At 61.7% G+C, this 14,060-nt stretch carries 20 protein-coding genes; 10 read left to right on the forward strand and 10 right to left on the reverse strand.

Annotation, left to right across the window (positions count from 1 at the left end; translation table 11 throughout):
• Window positions 1-2: 2 nt before the first annotated feature.
• Genes KU43P_RS04930 through KU43P_RS04940 form a run of 3 tightly spaced genes read left to right on the forward strand, consistent with a single transcriptional unit; the run spans window position 3 to window position 1,982 of the window.
• Window positions 3-464 (forward strand): hypothetical protein, encoded by a 462-nt coding sequence (locus tag KU43P_RS04930; RefSeq protein ID WP_317661306.1) that lies wholly within the window; start codon window positions 3-5, stop codon window positions 462-464.
• Between the two features lies 1 nt (window position 465).
• Window positions 466-1,077 carry a superoxide dismutase gene (locus KU43P_RS04935; protein ID WP_317661307.1) on the forward strand — a complete coding sequence of 204 codons (612 nt, stop codon included), beginning with the start codon at window positions 466-468 and terminating at the stop codon, window positions 1,075-1,077.
• Between the two features lie 11 nt (window positions 1,078-1,088).
• Entirely contained in the window at window positions 1,089-1,982 is an 894-nt protein-coding gene (locus KU43P_RS04940) for a ZIP family metal transporter (RefSeq protein WP_317663735.1), read from the forward strand.
• Window positions 1,983-2,101: 119 nt separating this feature from the next.
• Here KU43P_RS04940 and KU43P_RS04945 read toward each other — a convergent pair whose 3' ends face one another.
• From KU43P_RS04945 to KU43P_RS04990, 10 genes are all read right to left on the reverse strand, one after another.
• Window positions 2,102-2,374: an HPr family phosphocarrier protein gene (locus KU43P_RS04945; RefSeq protein ID WP_317661308.1), complete on the reverse strand. Its 273-nt coding sequence runs from the start codon at window positions 2,372-2,374 to the stop codon at window positions 2,102-2,104.
• A 20-nt stretch (window positions 2,375-2,394) separates the two neighbouring features.
• Window positions 2,395-3,249, reverse strand: coding sequence for an RNase adapter RapZ (gene rapZ, locus KU43P_RS04950; protein WP_317661309.1), 855 nt, complete (start codon window positions 3,247-3,249; stop codon window positions 2,395-2,397).
• 2 nt (window positions 3,250-3,251) lie between these two features.
• On the reverse strand, window positions 3,252-3,716 hold the full coding sequence (ptsN, locus tag KU43P_RS04955) for a PTS IIA-like nitrogen regulatory protein PtsN (RefSeq protein ID WP_317661310.1): 465 nt from the start codon (window positions 3,714-3,716) through the stop codon (window positions 3,252-3,254).
• A 12-nt stretch (window positions 3,717-3,728) separates the two neighbouring features.
• The gene (hpf, locus tag KU43P_RS04960; RefSeq protein ID WP_317661311.1) at window positions 3,729-4,037 is read right to left on the reverse strand and encodes a ribosome hibernation-promoting factor, HPF/YfiA family; all 309 of its coding nucleotides are present in this window, start codon (window positions 4,035-4,037) and stop codon (window positions 3,729-3,731) included.
• A gap of 78 nt (window positions 4,038-4,115) precedes the next feature.
• Window positions 4,116-5,609: an RNA polymerase factor sigma-54 gene (locus KU43P_RS04965; RefSeq protein WP_317661312.1), complete on the reverse strand. Its 1,494-nt coding sequence runs from the start codon at window positions 5,607-5,609 to the stop codon at window positions 4,116-4,118.
• A gap of 175 nt (window positions 5,610-5,784) precedes the next feature.
• Window positions 5,785-6,510 carry an LPS export ABC transporter ATP-binding protein gene (lptB, locus tag KU43P_RS04970; RefSeq protein ID WP_027920214.1) on the reverse strand — a complete coding sequence of 242 codons (726 nt, stop codon included), beginning with the start codon at window positions 6,508-6,510 and terminating at the stop codon, window positions 5,785-5,787.
• Window positions 6,511-7,035: a lipopolysaccharide transport periplasmic protein LptA gene (gene lptA / locus KU43P_RS04975; protein ID WP_317661313.1), complete on the reverse strand. Its 525-nt coding sequence runs from the start codon at window positions 7,033-7,035 to the stop codon at window positions 6,511-6,513.
• Window positions 7,022-7,594, reverse strand: a complete 573-nt coding sequence (gene lptC, locus KU43P_RS04980; protein ID WP_317661314.1) for an LPS export ABC transporter periplasmic protein LptC — start codon at window positions 7,592-7,594, stop codon at window positions 7,022-7,024. Before lptC ends, lptA begins: the two co-directional genes overlap by 14 nt.
• Before the next feature lie 8 nt (window positions 7,595-7,602).
• A complete protein-coding gene (locus tag KU43P_RS04985) occupies window positions 7,603-8,127 on the reverse strand; it encodes a KdsC family phosphatase (protein WP_176514583.1) in 525 nt (174 codons plus the stop codon).
• Between the two features lie 14 nt (window positions 8,128-8,141).
• Window positions 8,142-9,116, reverse strand: coding sequence for a KpsF/GutQ family sugar-phosphate isomerase (locus tag KU43P_RS04990; RefSeq protein WP_317661315.1), 975 nt, complete (start codon window positions 9,114-9,116; stop codon window positions 8,142-8,144).
• Window positions 9,117-9,364: 248 nt separating this feature from the next.
• Between KU43P_RS04990 and KU43P_RS04995 the strand changes: the two genes are divergently transcribed.
• The 7 genes from KU43P_RS04995 (at window position 9,365) to murA (ending at window position 14,060) form a co-directional block, all read left to right on the forward strand.
• Window positions 9,365-10,174: an ATP-binding cassette domain-containing protein gene (locus KU43P_RS04995; protein ID WP_043213285.1), complete on the forward strand. Its 810-nt coding sequence runs from the start codon at window positions 9,365-9,367 to the stop codon at window positions 10,172-10,174.
• Window positions 10,174-10,971: a lipid asymmetry maintenance ABC transporter permease subunit MlaE gene (gene mlaE, locus KU43P_RS05000; RefSeq protein ID WP_317661316.1), complete on the forward strand. Its 798-nt coding sequence runs from the start codon at window positions 10,174-10,176 to the stop codon at window positions 10,969-10,971. Before KU43P_RS04995 ends, mlaE begins: the two co-directional genes overlap by 1 nt.
• Window positions 10,971-11,456 carry an outer membrane lipid asymmetry maintenance protein MlaD gene (gene mlaD / locus KU43P_RS05005; RefSeq protein WP_176514589.1) on the forward strand — a complete coding sequence of 162 codons (486 nt, stop codon included), beginning with the start codon at window positions 10,971-10,973 and terminating at the stop codon, window positions 11,454-11,456. The genes mlaE and mlaD overlap by 1 nt, the downstream gene beginning before the upstream one ends.
• 9 nt (window positions 11,457-11,465) lie before the next feature.
• A complete protein-coding gene (locus KU43P_RS05010; RefSeq protein ID WP_317661317.1) occupies window positions 11,466-12,113 on the forward strand; it encodes a phospholipid-binding protein MlaC in 648 nt (215 codons plus the stop codon).
• Window positions 12,110-12,412, forward strand: a complete 303-nt coding sequence (locus tag KU43P_RS05015; protein ID WP_317661318.1) for a lipid asymmetry maintenance protein MlaB — start codon at window positions 12,110-12,112, stop codon at window positions 12,410-12,412. The genes KU43P_RS05010 and KU43P_RS05015 overlap by 4 nt, the downstream gene beginning before the upstream one ends.
• Before the next feature lie 119 nt (window positions 12,413-12,531).
• The gene (locus tag KU43P_RS05020) at window positions 12,532-12,771 is read left to right on the forward strand and encodes a BolA family protein (protein WP_003255121.1); all 240 of its coding nucleotides are present in this window, start codon (window positions 12,532-12,534) and stop codon (window positions 12,769-12,771) included.
• Window positions 12,772-12,794: 23 nt separating this feature from the next.
• The gene (murA, locus tag KU43P_RS05025) at window positions 12,795-14,060 is read left to right on the forward strand and encodes a UDP-N-acetylglucosamine 1-carboxyvinyltransferase (RefSeq protein ID WP_317661319.1); all 1,266 of its coding nucleotides are present in this window, start codon (window positions 12,795-12,797) and stop codon (window positions 14,058-14,060) included.

Raw genomic sequence — 14,060 nt, forward strand, 5'->3', positions numbered from 1 at the left:
TCATGCAGCACTGGAAACGCACCACTCAAGCTGCCAATCGCTTGTTCGAACAGGGCGATTTGGTTGATGCGCGGGAACTCTACCTGCAAGCACTGGCCCTGGCCCAGGTGCTGTTCGAGCGCTGGCATGACGTCGATGAGGCGGTGGCGGCGTTCGTCATCGCCCACCACAACTTGGCCGACCTGCACCTGCGGCTGAATCAGCCTCAGGAAAGCGCTGACTACCTGTGTGCGGCTCACCAGCGCCTGCTGCAGGCCAGCCAGGAATCCCGGCTGCCGCAGGTGCTGCGAGCTGCAGCGCTGCGCCACAGCGGGCGTACCTACACCGAGCTGCTGAGCTTCATCGCCGAATACGGCCAGTACCCGCGTACCGAACGCCTGCTCAATCGTCACACCCCGGGGGCCAGCGAGCTGGCCGGCCGGGCTGAAGTGACACCTTGCCCCCCAATCTACGGAATCCATTGACATGCCCCATACCTTGCCTGCGTTGCCCTATGCCTACAACGCGCTGGAACCGCACATCGACACCCAGACCATGGAGATTCACCACACCAAGCATCACCAGACCTACGTCAACGGCATCAATGCAGCCATCGAAGGCACCGAATGGGCCGAGTGGCCGGTTGAAAAGCTGGTCGGTGCGGTCAGCCAGTTGCCGGAGAGCCTGCGAGGGGCGGTGATCAACCACGGTGGTGGCCATGCCAACCACTCATTGTTCTGGACCGTCATGTCGCCACAGGGCGGCGGCCAACCGAAGGGGCAGGTGGCCAAGGCCATCGAGGCCGAGCTGGGTGGTTTCGACGCCTTCAAGGACGCTTTCACCAAGGCCGCCCTGACGCGCTTTGGCAGTGGTTGGGCCTGGTTGAGCGTCACGCCAGAAAAGACCCTGGTGGTGGAAAGCAGCGGTAACCAGGACAGCCCGTTGATGCACGGCAACACACCCATTCTCGGCCTGGATGTCTGGGAACACGCCTACTACCTGAAGTATCAGAACCGCCGTCCGGAATACATCGGTGCCTTCTACAACGTCATCGATTGGGCGCAAGTGGAACGTCGTTACCTTGAAGCCCTGAAGTGAGTCGAACCGGTATGCGCTCGGAGGTCATGTCTGTCAGTAGTGTGCGCCTGTTCCGCCTGGCCATAGGTACGCTGTTGCTTCTGGTCGGCACGGCCTTGCTGGTGGCGCGGGGCATCGCCTGGCTGGACCTTGAGCCGCGCATGCTGCGCGCTCTCGAGGGCGGTGCGCTGTGTGCACTCGGCACGGCGCTGGGCGCGGTACCGGTGTTGGTTATTCGCAATATGCCGGTGGCCCTGGCCGATACCTTGCTGGGTTTTGGCGCCGGGGTGATGCTGGCAGCCACTGCGTTTTCCCTGATCATTCCTGGGCTGGATGCTGCCCAGTCTATCGGCTTCAGCCCATGGGGCGCCGGCGCCCTGATCAGCTTCGGTCTGCTGTTCGGGGCAATGTGCCTGTTCGTTGTCGATCTGAAGGTGTCCGGTGCGTCGCCGGAGGCATTGGTCGGCAGCGAGCAGCAACCGGTGATCGCGGCGCGGATCTGGCTGTTCGTGATTGCCATCATTGCTCACAACATTCCCGAAGGCATGGCCATCGGCGTATCGGCCGGTGGTGGAATGGCCGATGCCGACAGCCTGGCGATGGGCATTGCGTTGCAGGATGTTCCCGAGGGCCTGGTGATTGCGCTGGTGCTGGCGGGGGCGGGCATGCCGCGCATCAAGGCGTTTCTGATTGGCGCCGCGTCTGGCCTGGTGGAACCGTTGGCGGCGGTGTTGTGTGCGTGGCTGGTGAATGTCGCCGAGTTGCTGTTGCCGTTGGGCCTGGCTTGCGCGGCGGGGGCGATGTTGCTGGTGGTGACTCAGGAAATCATTCCCGAATCGCGCAGCAATGGGCATCACCGGCTGGCCAGCCTGGGGCTGTGCGTTGGGTTCTGCCTGATGATGGTGATGGATACGGCGATGTCTTGAGTTGACAATACTGGCCCTATCGCCGGCAAGCCGGCTCCCACAGGTACGGCGCTATGCTTGACCTGTGGGAGCCGGCTTGCCGGCGATAGGGCAGGTTCAATCAGCTTAGATGCAGCGGCTCACTCGCCTTCGTCGAAGTAGTTGTTGATCAACGCTACCAGCGCTTCCAGCGCTTCGTTGTCCTGCTCGCCCTCGGTATGCAGGTGCACTTGGGTGCCTTTGCCCGCCGCGAGCATCATCACGGCCATGATGCTCTTGCCGTCCACCATTTTGTCTGGCGCACGCCCCACCCGCACCTGGCAAGGGAAGCGCCCGGCCACGCCAACGAACTTGGCGGCCGCCCGGGCATGCAGCCCCAGCTTGTTGATGATGGTGATTTCGCGGGCGGGCATCGTGGGGCGGATCCTGTGGGCTAGAGGTCGCGGTGGCGGACCTGGACGTTTTTCAGGGACTGTTGCAGCAGCTGGCCAAGGCGTTCGGTGATATAGACCGAACGGTGATGGCCGCCGGTGCAGCCGATGGCGATGGTGACATAGGCGCGGTTGCTGGCGGCGAAGCGCGGCAGCCATTTGAGCAGGTAACTGGAAATGTCGTTGAACATTTCTTCGACATCCGGCTGGGCGGCGAGATAGTCGATAACTGGCTGTTCCAGGCCGGAATGCTCACGCAGCTCGGGTTTCCAGTACGGGTTGGGCAGGCAGCGCACGTCGAACACCAGGTCGGCATCGACCGGCATCCCGCGCTTGAAGCCGAACGACTCGACCAGGAACGCGGTGCCAGGCTCAGGCTGGTTGAGCAGGCGCAGCTTGATCGTGTCGCGCAGTTGATAGAGGTTGAGATTGGTGGTGTCGATCTTCAGGTCGGCAAGGTCGGAGATCGGCCCCAGCAACTCGCTTTCCACGCGGATCGCTTCGGCCAGCGAACGGTCGGCGTTGGTCAGCGGGTGACGGCGACGGGTTTCGGAAAAGCGCTTTAGCAGCGTTTCTTCATCGGCGTCGAGAAACAGCACATCACACTTGATATGGCGGCCGCGGGCTTCCGAAAGCAGCTCGGGAAAACGTGACAGGTGGCTGGGCAGGTTGCGCGCATCGATCGAGACGGCCACTTTCGGCTGCAACAGCTCGGTGTTGATCAGCGCATTCTCCGCCAGTTGCGGCAGCAAGCCGGCCGGCAGGTTGTCGATGACGTAGTAGCCGTTGTCTTCCAGCACATCGAGGGCGGTACTCTTGCCGGAGCCGGACCGGCCGCTGACGATGATCAGGCGCATGTTCAGTGCTCGTTCTGTGCGTCCAGGACAACCTGGTACAGGGCCTCGCTGCTGTGAGCAGCACGCAGGCGCTCGCGAACTTCCTTGCGATCGAGCATGCTGGCGATCTGGCGCAGCAGTTCCAGATGGGCATCGGTAGCGGCCTCTGGCACCAGCAGGACGAACAGCAAATCGACCGGTGCGCCATCGATGGCGTCATAGTCGATCGGAGCATCCAGGTGCAGCAGGGCGCTGACGGGTGAAAGGCACCCTTCGAGCCGGCAGTGGGGAATGGCAATGCCATTGCCGAAACCAGTGGAGCCGAGTTTTTCCCGGGCGATGAGCTTTTCGAAGACGTCTTGCATCTCAAGCTCGGGTACTTGCTCGGCAATCAGGTTGGCGACCTTTTCCAGGGCGCGCTTCTTGCTGCCGCCCGGCACGTTCACCAAGGAACGGCCGGGGGTCAGGATGGTTTCAAGTCGGATCATGGATGAGGGGGATCAGCGGGCGGCTGCACCTTGCAGCAGGCTTTGCTGTTTTTCCTTGTGTTTTTTCAATTGGCGGTCGAGCTTGTCGGCCAAGGCGTCGATCGCTGCATACATGTCTTCGTGTTCCGCGTTGGCAACCACTTCGCCGCCAGGAATCTGCACGGTCGCTTCGACCTTCTGTTGCAGCTTCTCGACCTTCATGATGACCTGCACGTTGGTAATCTTGTCGAAGTGACTCTCCACCCTGGCAAGCTTTTCAAGCACGTAATCGCGCAGCGGCTGGGTGACTTCTACATGCTGTCCACTGATATTGACTTGCATACAGCTTCTCCTTTGTTGCCCGTGCATAAAGAGGCAGGTATTGCACCTGCCCCACAAACGCTGTGGCACACCCAGGGGCTACATCAGTCGCTTGCGCTCGCTCGACGGTGCGATGCCGAGGGACTCGCGGTACTTGGCGACGGTGCGACGGGCTACCTGGATGCCTTGTGCCTCCAGTAAACCAGCGATCTTGCTGTCACTCAATGGCTTTTTCTGATTTTCCGCCGCAACCAGTTTCTTGATGATCGCGCGGATCGCCGTGGACGAGCATTCACCGCCCTCGGCGGTGCTGACGTGGCTGGAGAAAAAGTATTTCAGTTCGTAGATGCCGCGCGGCGTGTGCATGTATTTCTGCGTGGTGACCCGCGATATGGTCGACTCGTGCATGCCCACTGCTTCGGCGATATCGTGCAGCACCAGCGGCTTCATGGCTTCGTCGCCGTGGTCGAGGAAACCACGCTGGTGTTCGACGATCTGTGTGGCCACCTTCATCAGTGTTTCATTGCGGCTTTGCAGGCTCTTGATGAACCAGCGCGCCTCTTGCAGCTGGTTGCGCATGAAGGTGTTGTCGGCGCTGGTGTCGGCGCGGCGGACGAAGCCTGCGTACTGCGGGTTGACCCGCAGCCGTGGGATCGCCTCCTGGTTCAGTTCGACCAGCCAGCGCTCGCTGTCCTTGCGCACGATCACGTCGGGCACCACGTATTCGGGTTCGCTGGATTCGATCTGCGAGCCTGGGCGCGGGTTGAGGCTCTGCACCAATTCGATGACCTGGCGCAGCTCATCTTCCTTGAGCTTCATGCGGCGCATGAGCTGGCTGTAGTCGCGGCTGCCGAGCAGGTCGATGAAATCGCTGACCAGGCGCTGGGCTTCGCTCATCCAGGGGGTGCTGGAAGGTAGCTGGCGCAGTTGCAGCAACAGGCATTCACCCAGGTTGCGCGCGCCTACCCCGGCGGGCTCGAACTGCTGGATGCGGTGCAGCACCGCTTCGACCTCGTCCAGTTCGATATCCAGCTCAGGGTCGAAACCGGCACAGATCTCTTCGAGCGTGTCTTCCAGGTAGCCTTGGCCGTTGATGCTGTCGATCAGGGTGACGGCGATCAGGCGGTCGGTGTCGGACATCGGTGCCAGGTTCAGTTGCCACAGCAGGTGGCTCTGCAGGCTCTCGCCGGCAGATGTGCGGGTGGTGAAGTCCCACTCGTCGTCATCGTTGCTCGGCAGGCTGCTGGCGCTGGTCTGGTAGATGTCTTCCCAGGCGGTGTCGACCGGAAGCTCGTTGGGGATGCGCTCGTTCCACTCACCCTCTTCCAGGGTTTCGGCACTGCTGGTGCTTTCCTGGAAGCTGTTGTCCTGCGCTTCGGCGACTGGCTTGTTCTCGGCGTTGTCCGCCATAGGGTCGCTGTTGTCGAAGTCGTCGCCGTCTTCCTGACGTTCGAGCATCGGATTGGACTCCAGCGCCTCCTGGATTTCCTGCTGCAGGTCCAGGGTGGAAAGCTGAAGTAGGCGAATGGCCTGTTGCAACTGCGGGGTCATCGTCAGTTGCTGGCCCATTTTTAGGACGAGCGATGGTTTCATGGCAGGGGCTAAATACCTTGTTCGCCGGCGCGCATGCGCCATCCACTACACGAGGGCGCCGAAGCGCCAAATTCAAGCAAGTTTTATGCCTTAAATTGTAGCGTTTGCCTAGAGCACTGTAACAACTTAAGCCCCGTCAAGGGCGGTTTGCCAGTGCTCCAGGCCTACCTCGGATTCAGAGTCGGAACTCGTGGCCCAGGTAAACTTCCTTGACCAGGTCGTTGGCCAGGATGGTTTCGGCATCGCCTTCGGCGATCAGTTGGCCATCGTTGACGATGTACGCGGTTTCGCAGATATCCAGGGTTTCGCGGACGTTGTGGTCGGTGATCAGTACACCGATGCCCTTGGCCTTGAGGTGGTGGATGATCTGCTTGATGTCGCCCACGGAAATCGGGTCGACACCGGCAAAGGGTTCGTCCAGCAGGATGAACTTCGGTGCGGTCGCCAGTGCACGTGCAATCTCGACGCGGCGGCGTTCGCCACCGGAAAGGCTCATGCCGAGGTTGTCGCGGATATGGCTGATGTGGAACTCCTGCAGCAGGCTTTCGAGCTCCTTGCGCCGGCCTTCACGATCGATGTCCTTGCGCGTTTCGAGGATCGCCATGATGTTATCGGCCACCGAAAGCTTGCGGAAGATCGAGGCTTCCTGGGGCAGGTAGCCGATGCCGGCACGGGCGCGGCCGTGCATGGGCTGGTGGCTGACATCGAGGTTGTCGATCAGTACCCGGCCCTGGTCGGCCTGGACCAGGCCGACGATCATGTAGAAGCAAGTGGTCTTGCCGGCGCCGTTGGGGCCGAGCAGGCCGACGATCTGCCCGCTGTCGATCGACAGGCTGACGTCACGCACGACTTGCCGCCCTTTGTAGCTCTTGGCCAGGTGCTGGGCTTTGAGGGTTGCCATTTACTCGGCCTTCTTCTTCGGCTGGATCACCATGTCGATACGCTGACGTGGTTGAGTCACGTTACCACCGCGACCGGCGGTCGCAACCTGGGTCTTGGTGTTGTAGACGATCTTCTCGCCTTCGGTGGTGTTGCCTTCGTTCTCGACTTTGGCGCGGTCGGTGAGGATCACCATGTCTTTCTGCGCCTGGTACTGGATGGTAATTGCCCAGCCTTTCATCTTGTCGGGCTTGGCGGTGCTCTGCTGCTGCTCGAAATAGGCCAGGTTGCCCACCGAGGTGACCACGTCGATGTCGCCGTTGGCGGCGCGGGTCATCGTCACGGTGTTGCCTTTGATCATCATGGAGCCTTGGGTGATGATCACGTCACCGGTGTAGGTGGCCACGCCTTGCTTGTCGTCCAGGTGCGCGTTGTCGGCCTGGATGCGGATAGGCTGGTCACGGTCGGTCGGCAGGGCGAAGGCGCTCGCGCTTCCCAGTGCTGCGCTCAGGCTGAGCAAAAGGGGGAGGGTTTTAACGAGCCTCATACTGTCCTCTTACGTTAGAAAGCAGGTCCATCCTGCCTTCTTTCAAATACGCTTTCATTCCCTTGCCTGTGGTCGTGCCACCGGCGCCGTCGATTCTAACGGCTTGCTCGGTCTGCGCATATTGCTTCTGTGGGAATACGGTCATGCGCGAGCTGGTAATGATGAGTTCGCGCTGTTTTTCGTCAGTGCGGGCGACACGCACCTGGTCGATCAGTTCGACCTCGCTGCCGTCGGGGTTGACCTCGGCGCGAACGCTCTGCACATGCCATGGGTACTCCGTACCCCTGTACATATGCAGGTCCGGCGTGGTCAGCAGTGTGACCTCGCTGGCCTTGAGGTGTTCGACCTTGTCGGCAGTCATTTCGTACTGCAGCTTGCCGTCGGGAAGAAATTGCAGGCTGTGAGCGTTGGTCGCGTAGTAGTCGATGGCCGTTTCGTCCACCTCGGCCACGGGTTTGTCGAGGAAGCTTTCAGGGCTGACGTTCCAGTAGCCGATCGCCACCAGCACGGCGGCGATCAGCGTTAGCAGCACAACATTGCGGGCTTTCTTGCTGAACATGGTCGGCCTTAGAGGTAATGGGCGTTGGCAGCGTCCAGGGTGCCCTGGGCCTGCATGATCAGTTCGCAGAACTCGCGGGCAGCGCCTTCGCCGCCGCGCGCCTGGGTCACGCCGTGGGCGTGCTGGCGAACGAATGGCGCGGCATTGGCCACCGCCATGCCCAGGCCCACTCGGCGAATCACCGGCAGGTCGGGCAGGTCGTCGCCCAGATAGGCGACCTGTTCATAGCTTAGGCCCAGTTCGGCGAGCAGGCCGTCGAGCACGACCATTTTGTCTTCGCGGCCCTGGAACAGGTGTGGAATACCGAGGTTCTTCGCCCGGCGCTCGACCACCGGAGTCTTGCGCCCGCTGATGATCGCCGTGGTCACGCCCGAGGCCATGAGCATTTTGATGCCGTGGCCGTCGAGGGTGTTGAAGGTCTTGAACTCGCTGCCGTCCTCGAGAAAGTACAGGCGCCCGTCGGTGAGCACGCCGTCGACATCGAAAACCGCGAGTTTGATGGCTTTGCCGCGTTGCAGCAGATCCTGGGTCATTAGCAGGGTTCTCCTTACATCACGCCAGCGCGCAGCAGGTCGTGCATGTTCAAGGCGCCGGTCGGGCGGTCGTCCTTGTCCACGACCACCAGGGCGCTGATCTTGTGGTCTTCCATGATCTTGAGCGCTTCGGCTGCAAGCATGTCGGCGCGGGCAGTCTTGCCGTGCATGGTCATCACCTGGTCGATCAGGGTGGTGTGCACGTCGATGCTGCGATCCAGGCTGCGGCGAAGGTCACCGTCGGTGAAGATCCCGGCCAGCTTGCCGTCGCTTTCCAGGACGACGGTCATGCCCAGGCCCTTGCGGGACATTTCCAGCAGTGCGTCCTTGAGCAGTGTGCCGCGTTGTACCTGCGGCAGCTCGTCACCGGCGTGCATCACGTTCTCGACCTTGAGCAGCAGGCGACGGCCCAGGGCGCCGCCTGGGTGCGAGAAGGCGAAGTCTTCGGCGGTGAAGCCGCGCGCTTCGAGCAGGGCAATGGCCAGCGCGTCGCCCAGTACCAGCGATGCCGTGGTGGAGGACGTGGGGGCCAGGTTCAGCGGGCAGGCCTCCTGGGCGACACGGGCGTCGAGGTTGACCTCGGCGGCCTGGGCCAGTGGGGAGTCCGGGTTGCCGGTGAGGCTGATCAACTGGATGCCAAGGCGCTTGATCAGCGGCAGCAGGGTGACGATCTCGGCGGTGCTGCCCGAATTGGACAGGGCGAGAATGACGTCATCGCGGGTGATCATGCCCATGTCACCGTGGCTGGCTTCGGCCGGATGCACGAAGAACGCCGGAGTGCCGGTGCTGGCCAGGGTGGCGGCGATCTTGTTGCCGATATGCCCCGACTTGCCCATGCCGACGACCACGACCCGGCCCTTGCTCGCCAGGATCAGTTCGCACGCCTTGACGAAGTTGGCGTCGATACGGGCCATCAGGCCTTCTACGGCCTCGAGTTCAAGGCGCAGAGTACGCTGGGCGGATTGGATCAACTCGCTGGATTGGCTCATGTGTCAAAAACGATGCCTGATGAAAAGGCGGCGATTATAGCCGCAATGTAAGAAAGCCTCACCCTTTCGATTGCGCTGACAAATGTCATGAAAGCCTGTCGTTGGCCTGAACGACTCGTTTCATGGCCTTGGGGGCGCGCTGTGAGCGGTGCTATAGTTCGCCGCTATTCGGCCCGTCAGGGGCGCGTGTGCCTTCATGAAGGGGGCCGGCGTCCATTAGGACGAGGCTGCACTAGCAAGGAGTCTAGATGAGTGTGGATAGCGCCTACGCGGTCGAGTTGAAGGGAGTCACCTTCAAGCGCGGTTCGCGCAGCATTTTCAGCAACGTCGACATACGCATCCCGCGTGGCAAGGTCACCGGTATCATGGGCCCGTCGGGCTGCGGCAAGACGACGCTGCTTCGTTTGATGGGGGCTCAGTTGCGCCCGTCGAGCGGTGAGGTATGGGTGGCCGGGCAGAACCTGCCGAGCCTGTCGCGCAGCGACCTGTTCGATGCGCGCAAGCAGATGGGCGTGCTGTTCCAGAGCGGTGCGCTGTTCACCGACCTCGATGTGTTCGAGAACGTCGCGTTCCCGCTGCGTGTGCATACCCAGCTTTCGGACGAGATGATCCGCGATATCGTGCTGATGAAACTGCAGGCCGTTGGCCTGCGCGGGGCCATCGACCTGATGCCCGATGAGCTGTCGGGTGGCATGAAACGTCGGGTGGCACTGGCCAGGGCAATCGCGCTCGATCCGCAGATCCTCATGTACGACGAGCCGTTCGTCGGCCAGGATCCGATCGCCATGGGCGTGCTCGTGCGGCTGATCCGTCTGCTCAACGATGCCCTGGGCATCACCAGCATCGTGGTGTCCCATGACCTGGCGGAAACTGCCAGCATCGCCGACTACATCTACGTGGTGGGTGATGGTCAGGTATTGGGCCAGGGTACCCCGGACGAGTTGATGGGCTCGGACAATCCGCGCATTCGCCAGTTCATGAAAGGCGACCCGGACGGCCCGGTGCCATTCCACTTCCCTGCGCCTGACTACCGCGCCGATCTGCTGGGGGCGCGTTGATGCGCAGAAAATCCTTACTCGAACGTATCCGCCTGCTTGGCCGCTCGGCCATCGACGTGCTGGCGGTGCTGGGGCGCTCGTGCCTGTTCCTGTTCCATGCGCTGGTCGGCCGCGGCGGCATTGGTGGCGGCTTCCAGCTGCTGACCAAGCAGCTTTACTCGGTGGGCGTGCTGTCGCTGGCGATCGTGGTGGTGTCGGGCGTGTTCATTGGCATGGTGCTGGCCCTGCAGGGCTACAGCATCCTGACCAAGTACGGCTCCGAGCAGGCTGTCGGGCAGATGGTCGCCCTGACCCTGCTGCGCGAGCTGGGCCCGGTAGTGACCGCGCTGCTGTTCGCCGGGCGTGCAGGTTCTGCCTTGACGGCCGAAATCGGCAACATGAAGTCGACCGAGCAGCTGTCGAGCCTTGAAATGATCGGCGTCGACCCGCTCAAGTACATCGTCGCACCGCGCTTGTGGGCCGGTTTCATTTCCCTGCCGTTGCTGGCGCTGATCTTCAGCGTGGTCGGCATCTGGGGTGGCTCGTGGGTCGCGGTAGACTGGCTGGGTGTTTACGAGGGCTCGTTCTGGGCCAACATGCAGAACAGTGTTTCCTTCACCGACGACGTGCTCAACGGGCTGATCAAGAGCCTGGTGTTCGCCTTCGTCACGACCTGGATCGCCGTATTCCAGGGGTACGACTGTGAGCCCACCTCAGAGGGGATCAGCCGTGCCACCACCAAGACCGTGGTCTATGCCTCGTTGGCAGTACTGGGTCTGGACTTTATTCTGACCGCCTTGATGTTTGGAGATTTCTGATGCAAAACCGCACCCTGGAAATCGGTGTCGGCCTGTTCCTCCTGGCCGGGATCCTGGCGCTGCTGCTGCTGGCCCTGCGTGTCAGCGGGCTGTCGGCCAGCCCGAGCAGCGATACCTATAAAGTTTATGCCTACTTCGACAATATCGCCGGTTTGACGGTCAGAGCTAAAGTGACCATGGCCGGTGTGACGATCGGCAAGGTCACCGCCATCGATCTGGACCGTGATTCCTACACCGGTCGGGTGACATTGCAGCTGGACAAGTCGGTGGATAACCTGCCGACCGACTCCACGGCCTCGATCCTGACTGCCGGCCTGCTTGGCGAGAAGTACATCGGTATCAGCGTGGGCGGCGAAGAAGAGGTGCTCAAGGACGGTGCAACCATCCATGACACCCAGTCTGCCCTGGTGCTGGAAGATCTGATTGGCAAGTTCCTGCTCAACACCGTTGGCAAGGAACCGAAAGAAGCGCAACCGGCTAATTAAGGAGTTTCCATGATTTCGATCTTGCGACGTGGCCTGCTGGTCCTGCTGGCGACCTTCCCCCTGTTGACCCTGGCAGCGCAATCGCCCCATGACGTGGTGCAGAACACCACCAACGCGCTGTTGAGCGATCTGAAGGCCAACAAGGAGCAGTACAAGACCAACCCGAACGCCTTCTACGATGCGCTCAACAACATCCTGGGCCCGGTGGTCGATGCCGATGGCATTTCCAGGAGCATCATGACTGTCAAGTACTCGCGCAAGGCTACGCCCGCGCAGATGCAGCGCTTCCAGGAAAACTTCAAACGCAGCCTGATGCAGTTCTACGGCAATGCCCTGCTCGAGTACAACAACCAGGGTATCGTGGTCGATCCGGCCAAGGCTGACGACGGCAAGCGCGCCAGCGTCGGCATGAAGGTCACCGGCAACAACGGTGCCGTCTACCCGGTGCAGTACACCCTGGAAAACCTCGGTGGCGAGTGGAAGGTGCGTAACGTGATCGTCAACGGCATCAACATCGGCAAGCTGTTCCGTGACCAGTTCGCAGATGCCATGCAGCGCAACGGCAACGACCTGGACAAGACCATCGACGGCTGGGCCGGCGAAGTGGCCAAGGCGAAGCAGGCTGCCGAAAACTCCGATGAGAAGACCGTCAAATGAGTGAGACCGGCGTAAGCATGGCCGAGCCGGGCGTGCTGCGCCTGGCCGGTGTGCTGGATTACCGCAGCGGCCCGGCCTTGCGCAAGCAGGGCAAGGCGCTGATCGCCGCCGCCCGCGAAACACAGCTGGTGCTCGATTGCTCGTCGGTCGAGAAGTCGTCCAGCGTTGGTTTGTCGCTGCTGCTGGCGTTCATGCGCGATGCCCAGGCGGCTGGCAAGGTCTGCGAAGTGCGCGGCATGCCGGACGACATGCGGGAAATCGCCGGGGTCTATGACCTCGATGAAGTACTGGCGAGCTGATGGCTCGTTACTGATGGTAGGCCCCTCGGTCAGCGCGCTCACTCGGTGGGCTTCGCAGGCGAGGGGCTTTTTTGTATGATGGCCGACCCGTGCGCATCGGGCGCCGATTGAGGTTGAGCATGCAGGCCGTAGAAGTTAAGAGCTTCCTTGAAGAGAAATTGCCGGGATCCCGGGTCGAAGTTGAAGGCGAAGGCTGCAACTTCCAGTTGAACGTGATCAGCGACGAGTTGGCTGGCCTGAGCCCGGTCAAGCGCCAGCAGGCAATCTATGCTCACCTGAATCCCTGGATCGCCAATGGCAGCATCCATGCGGTAACCATGAAATTTTTCAGCAGCGCAGCCTGGGCTGAGCGCACCTGAGCCAACTTGGCGGCGAGACTCCAATGGACAAACTGATTATTACTGGCGGCGCTCGCCTTGACGGCGAGATCCGCATTTCGGGCGCGAAGAACGCGGCCCTGCCGATTCTGGCGGCGACCCTGCTGGCCGATGGCCCGGTCACCGTGGGCAACCTGCCACACCTGCACGACATCACCACCATGATCGAGCTGTTCGGTCGCATGGGCATCGAGCCTGTGATCGACGAGAAGCTGGCGGTGGAGATCGACCCACGCACCATCAAGACCCTCGTGGCGCCATACGAGCTGGTCAAGACCATGCGCGCCTCGATCCTGGTGCTCGGCCCGATGGTCGCGCGCTTCGGCAAGGCCGAGGTGGCTCTGCCGGGTGGCTGTGCCATCGGTTCGCGCCCGGTTGACCTGCACATCCGCGGCCTGGAGGCCATGGGTGCGAAGATCGAAGTGGAAGGCGGCTATATCAAGGCCCAGGCGCCTGAGGGCGGCCTGCGTGGCGCGCACTTCTTCTTCGATACCGTCAGCGTGACCGGTACCGAGAACATCATGATGGCCGCAGCCCTGGCCAAGGGCCGCAGCGTCCTGCAGAACGCTGCGCGCGAGCCGGAAGTGGTCGACCTGGCCAACTTCCTGATCGCCATGGGCGCGAACATCCAGGGCGCCGGCACCGACACCATCACCATCGATGGTGTCGAGCGTCTGCACTCGGCCAACTACCGGGTTATGCCGGACCGTATCGAAACGGGTACCTACCTGGTCGCCGCTGCCGTGACCGGTGGCCGCGTCAAGGTCAAGGACACTGATCCGACCATCCTCGAAGCGGTGTTGGAGAAGCTCAAGGAAGCCGGTGCCGATGTCACTACCGGTGAAGACTGGATCGAGTTGGACATGCATGGCAAGCGGCCGAAAGCCGTCAACCTGCGTACCGCCCCGTACCCGGCGTTCCCGACCGACATGCAGGCGCAGTTCATCTCGCTCAACGCCATTGCCGAAGGCACCGGCGCGGTCATCGAGACGATCTTTGAAAACCGCTTCATGCACGTTTACGAAATGCACCGCATGGGCGCGCAGATCCAGGTCGAGGGCAACACCGCCATCGTCACGGGCGTGCCGGCACTCAAGGGCGCTCCGGTCATGGCTACCGACCTGCGGGCTTCTGCCAGCCTGGTGCTGTCGGCCCTGGTCGCAGAAGGCGATACCTTGATCGATCGCATCTACCACATCGACCGTGGTTACGAGTGCATCGAAGAAAAACTGCAGATGCTGGGCGCGAAGATCCGTCGCGTACCGGGCTAG

The sequence above is a fragment of the Pseudomonas sp. KU43P genome (assembly GCF_033095865.1).
In the GTDB taxonomy this organism is placed as follows: domain Bacteria; phylum Pseudomonadota; class Gammaproteobacteria; order Pseudomonadales; family Pseudomonadaceae; genus Aquipseudomonas.

Excerpts from the sequence above, each read along its gene's own strand:
- KU43P_RS04935 (WP_317661307.1), top strand. The coding sequence starts at position 466 with ATGCCCCATACCTTGCCTGCGTTGCCCTATGCCTACAACGCGCTGGAA.
- KU43P_RS04945 (WP_317661308.1), bottom strand. The coding sequence starts at position 2,374 with ATGCCCGCCCGCGAAATCACCATCATCAACAAGCTGGGGCTGCATGCC.
- mlaE (WP_317661316.1), top strand. The coding sequence starts at position 10,174 with ATGCGCAGAAAATCCTTACTCGAACGTATCCGCCTGCTTGGCCGCTCG.
- lptA (WP_317661313.1), bottom strand. The coding sequence starts at position 7,035 with ATGAGGCTCGTTAAAACCCTCCCCCTTTTGCTCAGCCTGAGCGCAGCA.
- rapZ (WP_317661309.1), bottom strand. The coding sequence starts at position 3,249 with ATGCGCCTGATCATCGTCAGCGGCCGGTCCGGCTCCGGCAAGAGTACC.
- murA (WP_317661319.1), top strand. The coding sequence starts at position 12,795 with ATGGACAAACTGATTATTACTGGCGGCGCTCGCCTTGACGGCGAGATC.
- KU43P_RS04930 (WP_317661306.1), top strand. The coding sequence starts at position 3 with ATGCAGCACTGGAAACGCACCACTCAAGCTGCCAATCGCTTGTTCGAA.
- KU43P_RS05020 (WP_003255121.1), top strand. The coding sequence starts at position 12,532 with ATGCAGGCCGTAGAAGTTAAGAGCTTCCTTGAAGAGAAATTGCCGGGA.
- KU43P_RS05010 (WP_317661317.1), top strand. The coding sequence starts at position 11,466 with ATGATTTCGATCTTGCGACGTGGCCTGCTGGTCCTGCTGGCGACCTTC.
- KU43P_RS05015 (WP_317661318.1), top strand. The coding sequence starts at position 12,110 with ATGAGTGAGACCGGCGTAAGCATGGCCGAGCCGGGCGTGCTGCGCCTG.
- mlaD (WP_176514589.1), top strand. The coding sequence starts at position 10,971 with ATGCAAAACCGCACCCTGGAAATCGGTGTCGGCCTGTTCCTCCTGGCC.
- KU43P_RS04995 (WP_043213285.1), top strand. The coding sequence starts at position 9,365 with ATGAGTGTGGATAGCGCCTACGCGGTCGAGTTGAAGGGAGTCACCTTC.
- KU43P_RS04965 (WP_317661312.1), bottom strand. The coding sequence starts at position 5,609 with ATGAAACCATCGCTCGTCCTAAAAATGGGCCAGCAACTGACGATGACC.
- lptC (WP_317661314.1), bottom strand. The coding sequence starts at position 7,594 with ATGTTCAGCAAGAAAGCCCGCAATGTTGTGCTGCTAACGCTGATCGCC.
- KU43P_RS04940 (WP_317663735.1), top strand. The coding sequence starts at position 1,089 with ATGCGCTCGGAGGTCATGTCTGTCAGTAGTGTGCGCCTGTTCCGCCTG.
- lptB (WP_027920214.1), bottom strand. The coding sequence starts at position 6,510 with ATGGCAACCCTCAAAGCCCAGCACCTGGCCAAGAGCTACAAAGGGCGG.
- KU43P_RS04990 (WP_317661315.1), bottom strand. The coding sequence starts at position 9,116 with ATGAGCCAATCCAGCGAGTTGATCCAATCCGCCCAGCGTACTCTGCGC.
- hpf (WP_317661311.1), bottom strand. The coding sequence starts at position 4,037 with ATGCAAGTCAATATCAGTGGACAGCATGTAGAAGTCACCCAGCCGCTG.
- KU43P_RS04985 (WP_176514583.1), bottom strand. The coding sequence starts at position 8,127 with ATGACCCAGGATCTGCTGCAACGCGGCAAAGCCATCAAACTCGCGGTT.
- ptsN (WP_317661310.1), bottom strand. The coding sequence starts at position 3,716 with ATGATCCGACTTGAAACCATCCTGACCCCCGGCCGTTCCTTGGTGAAC.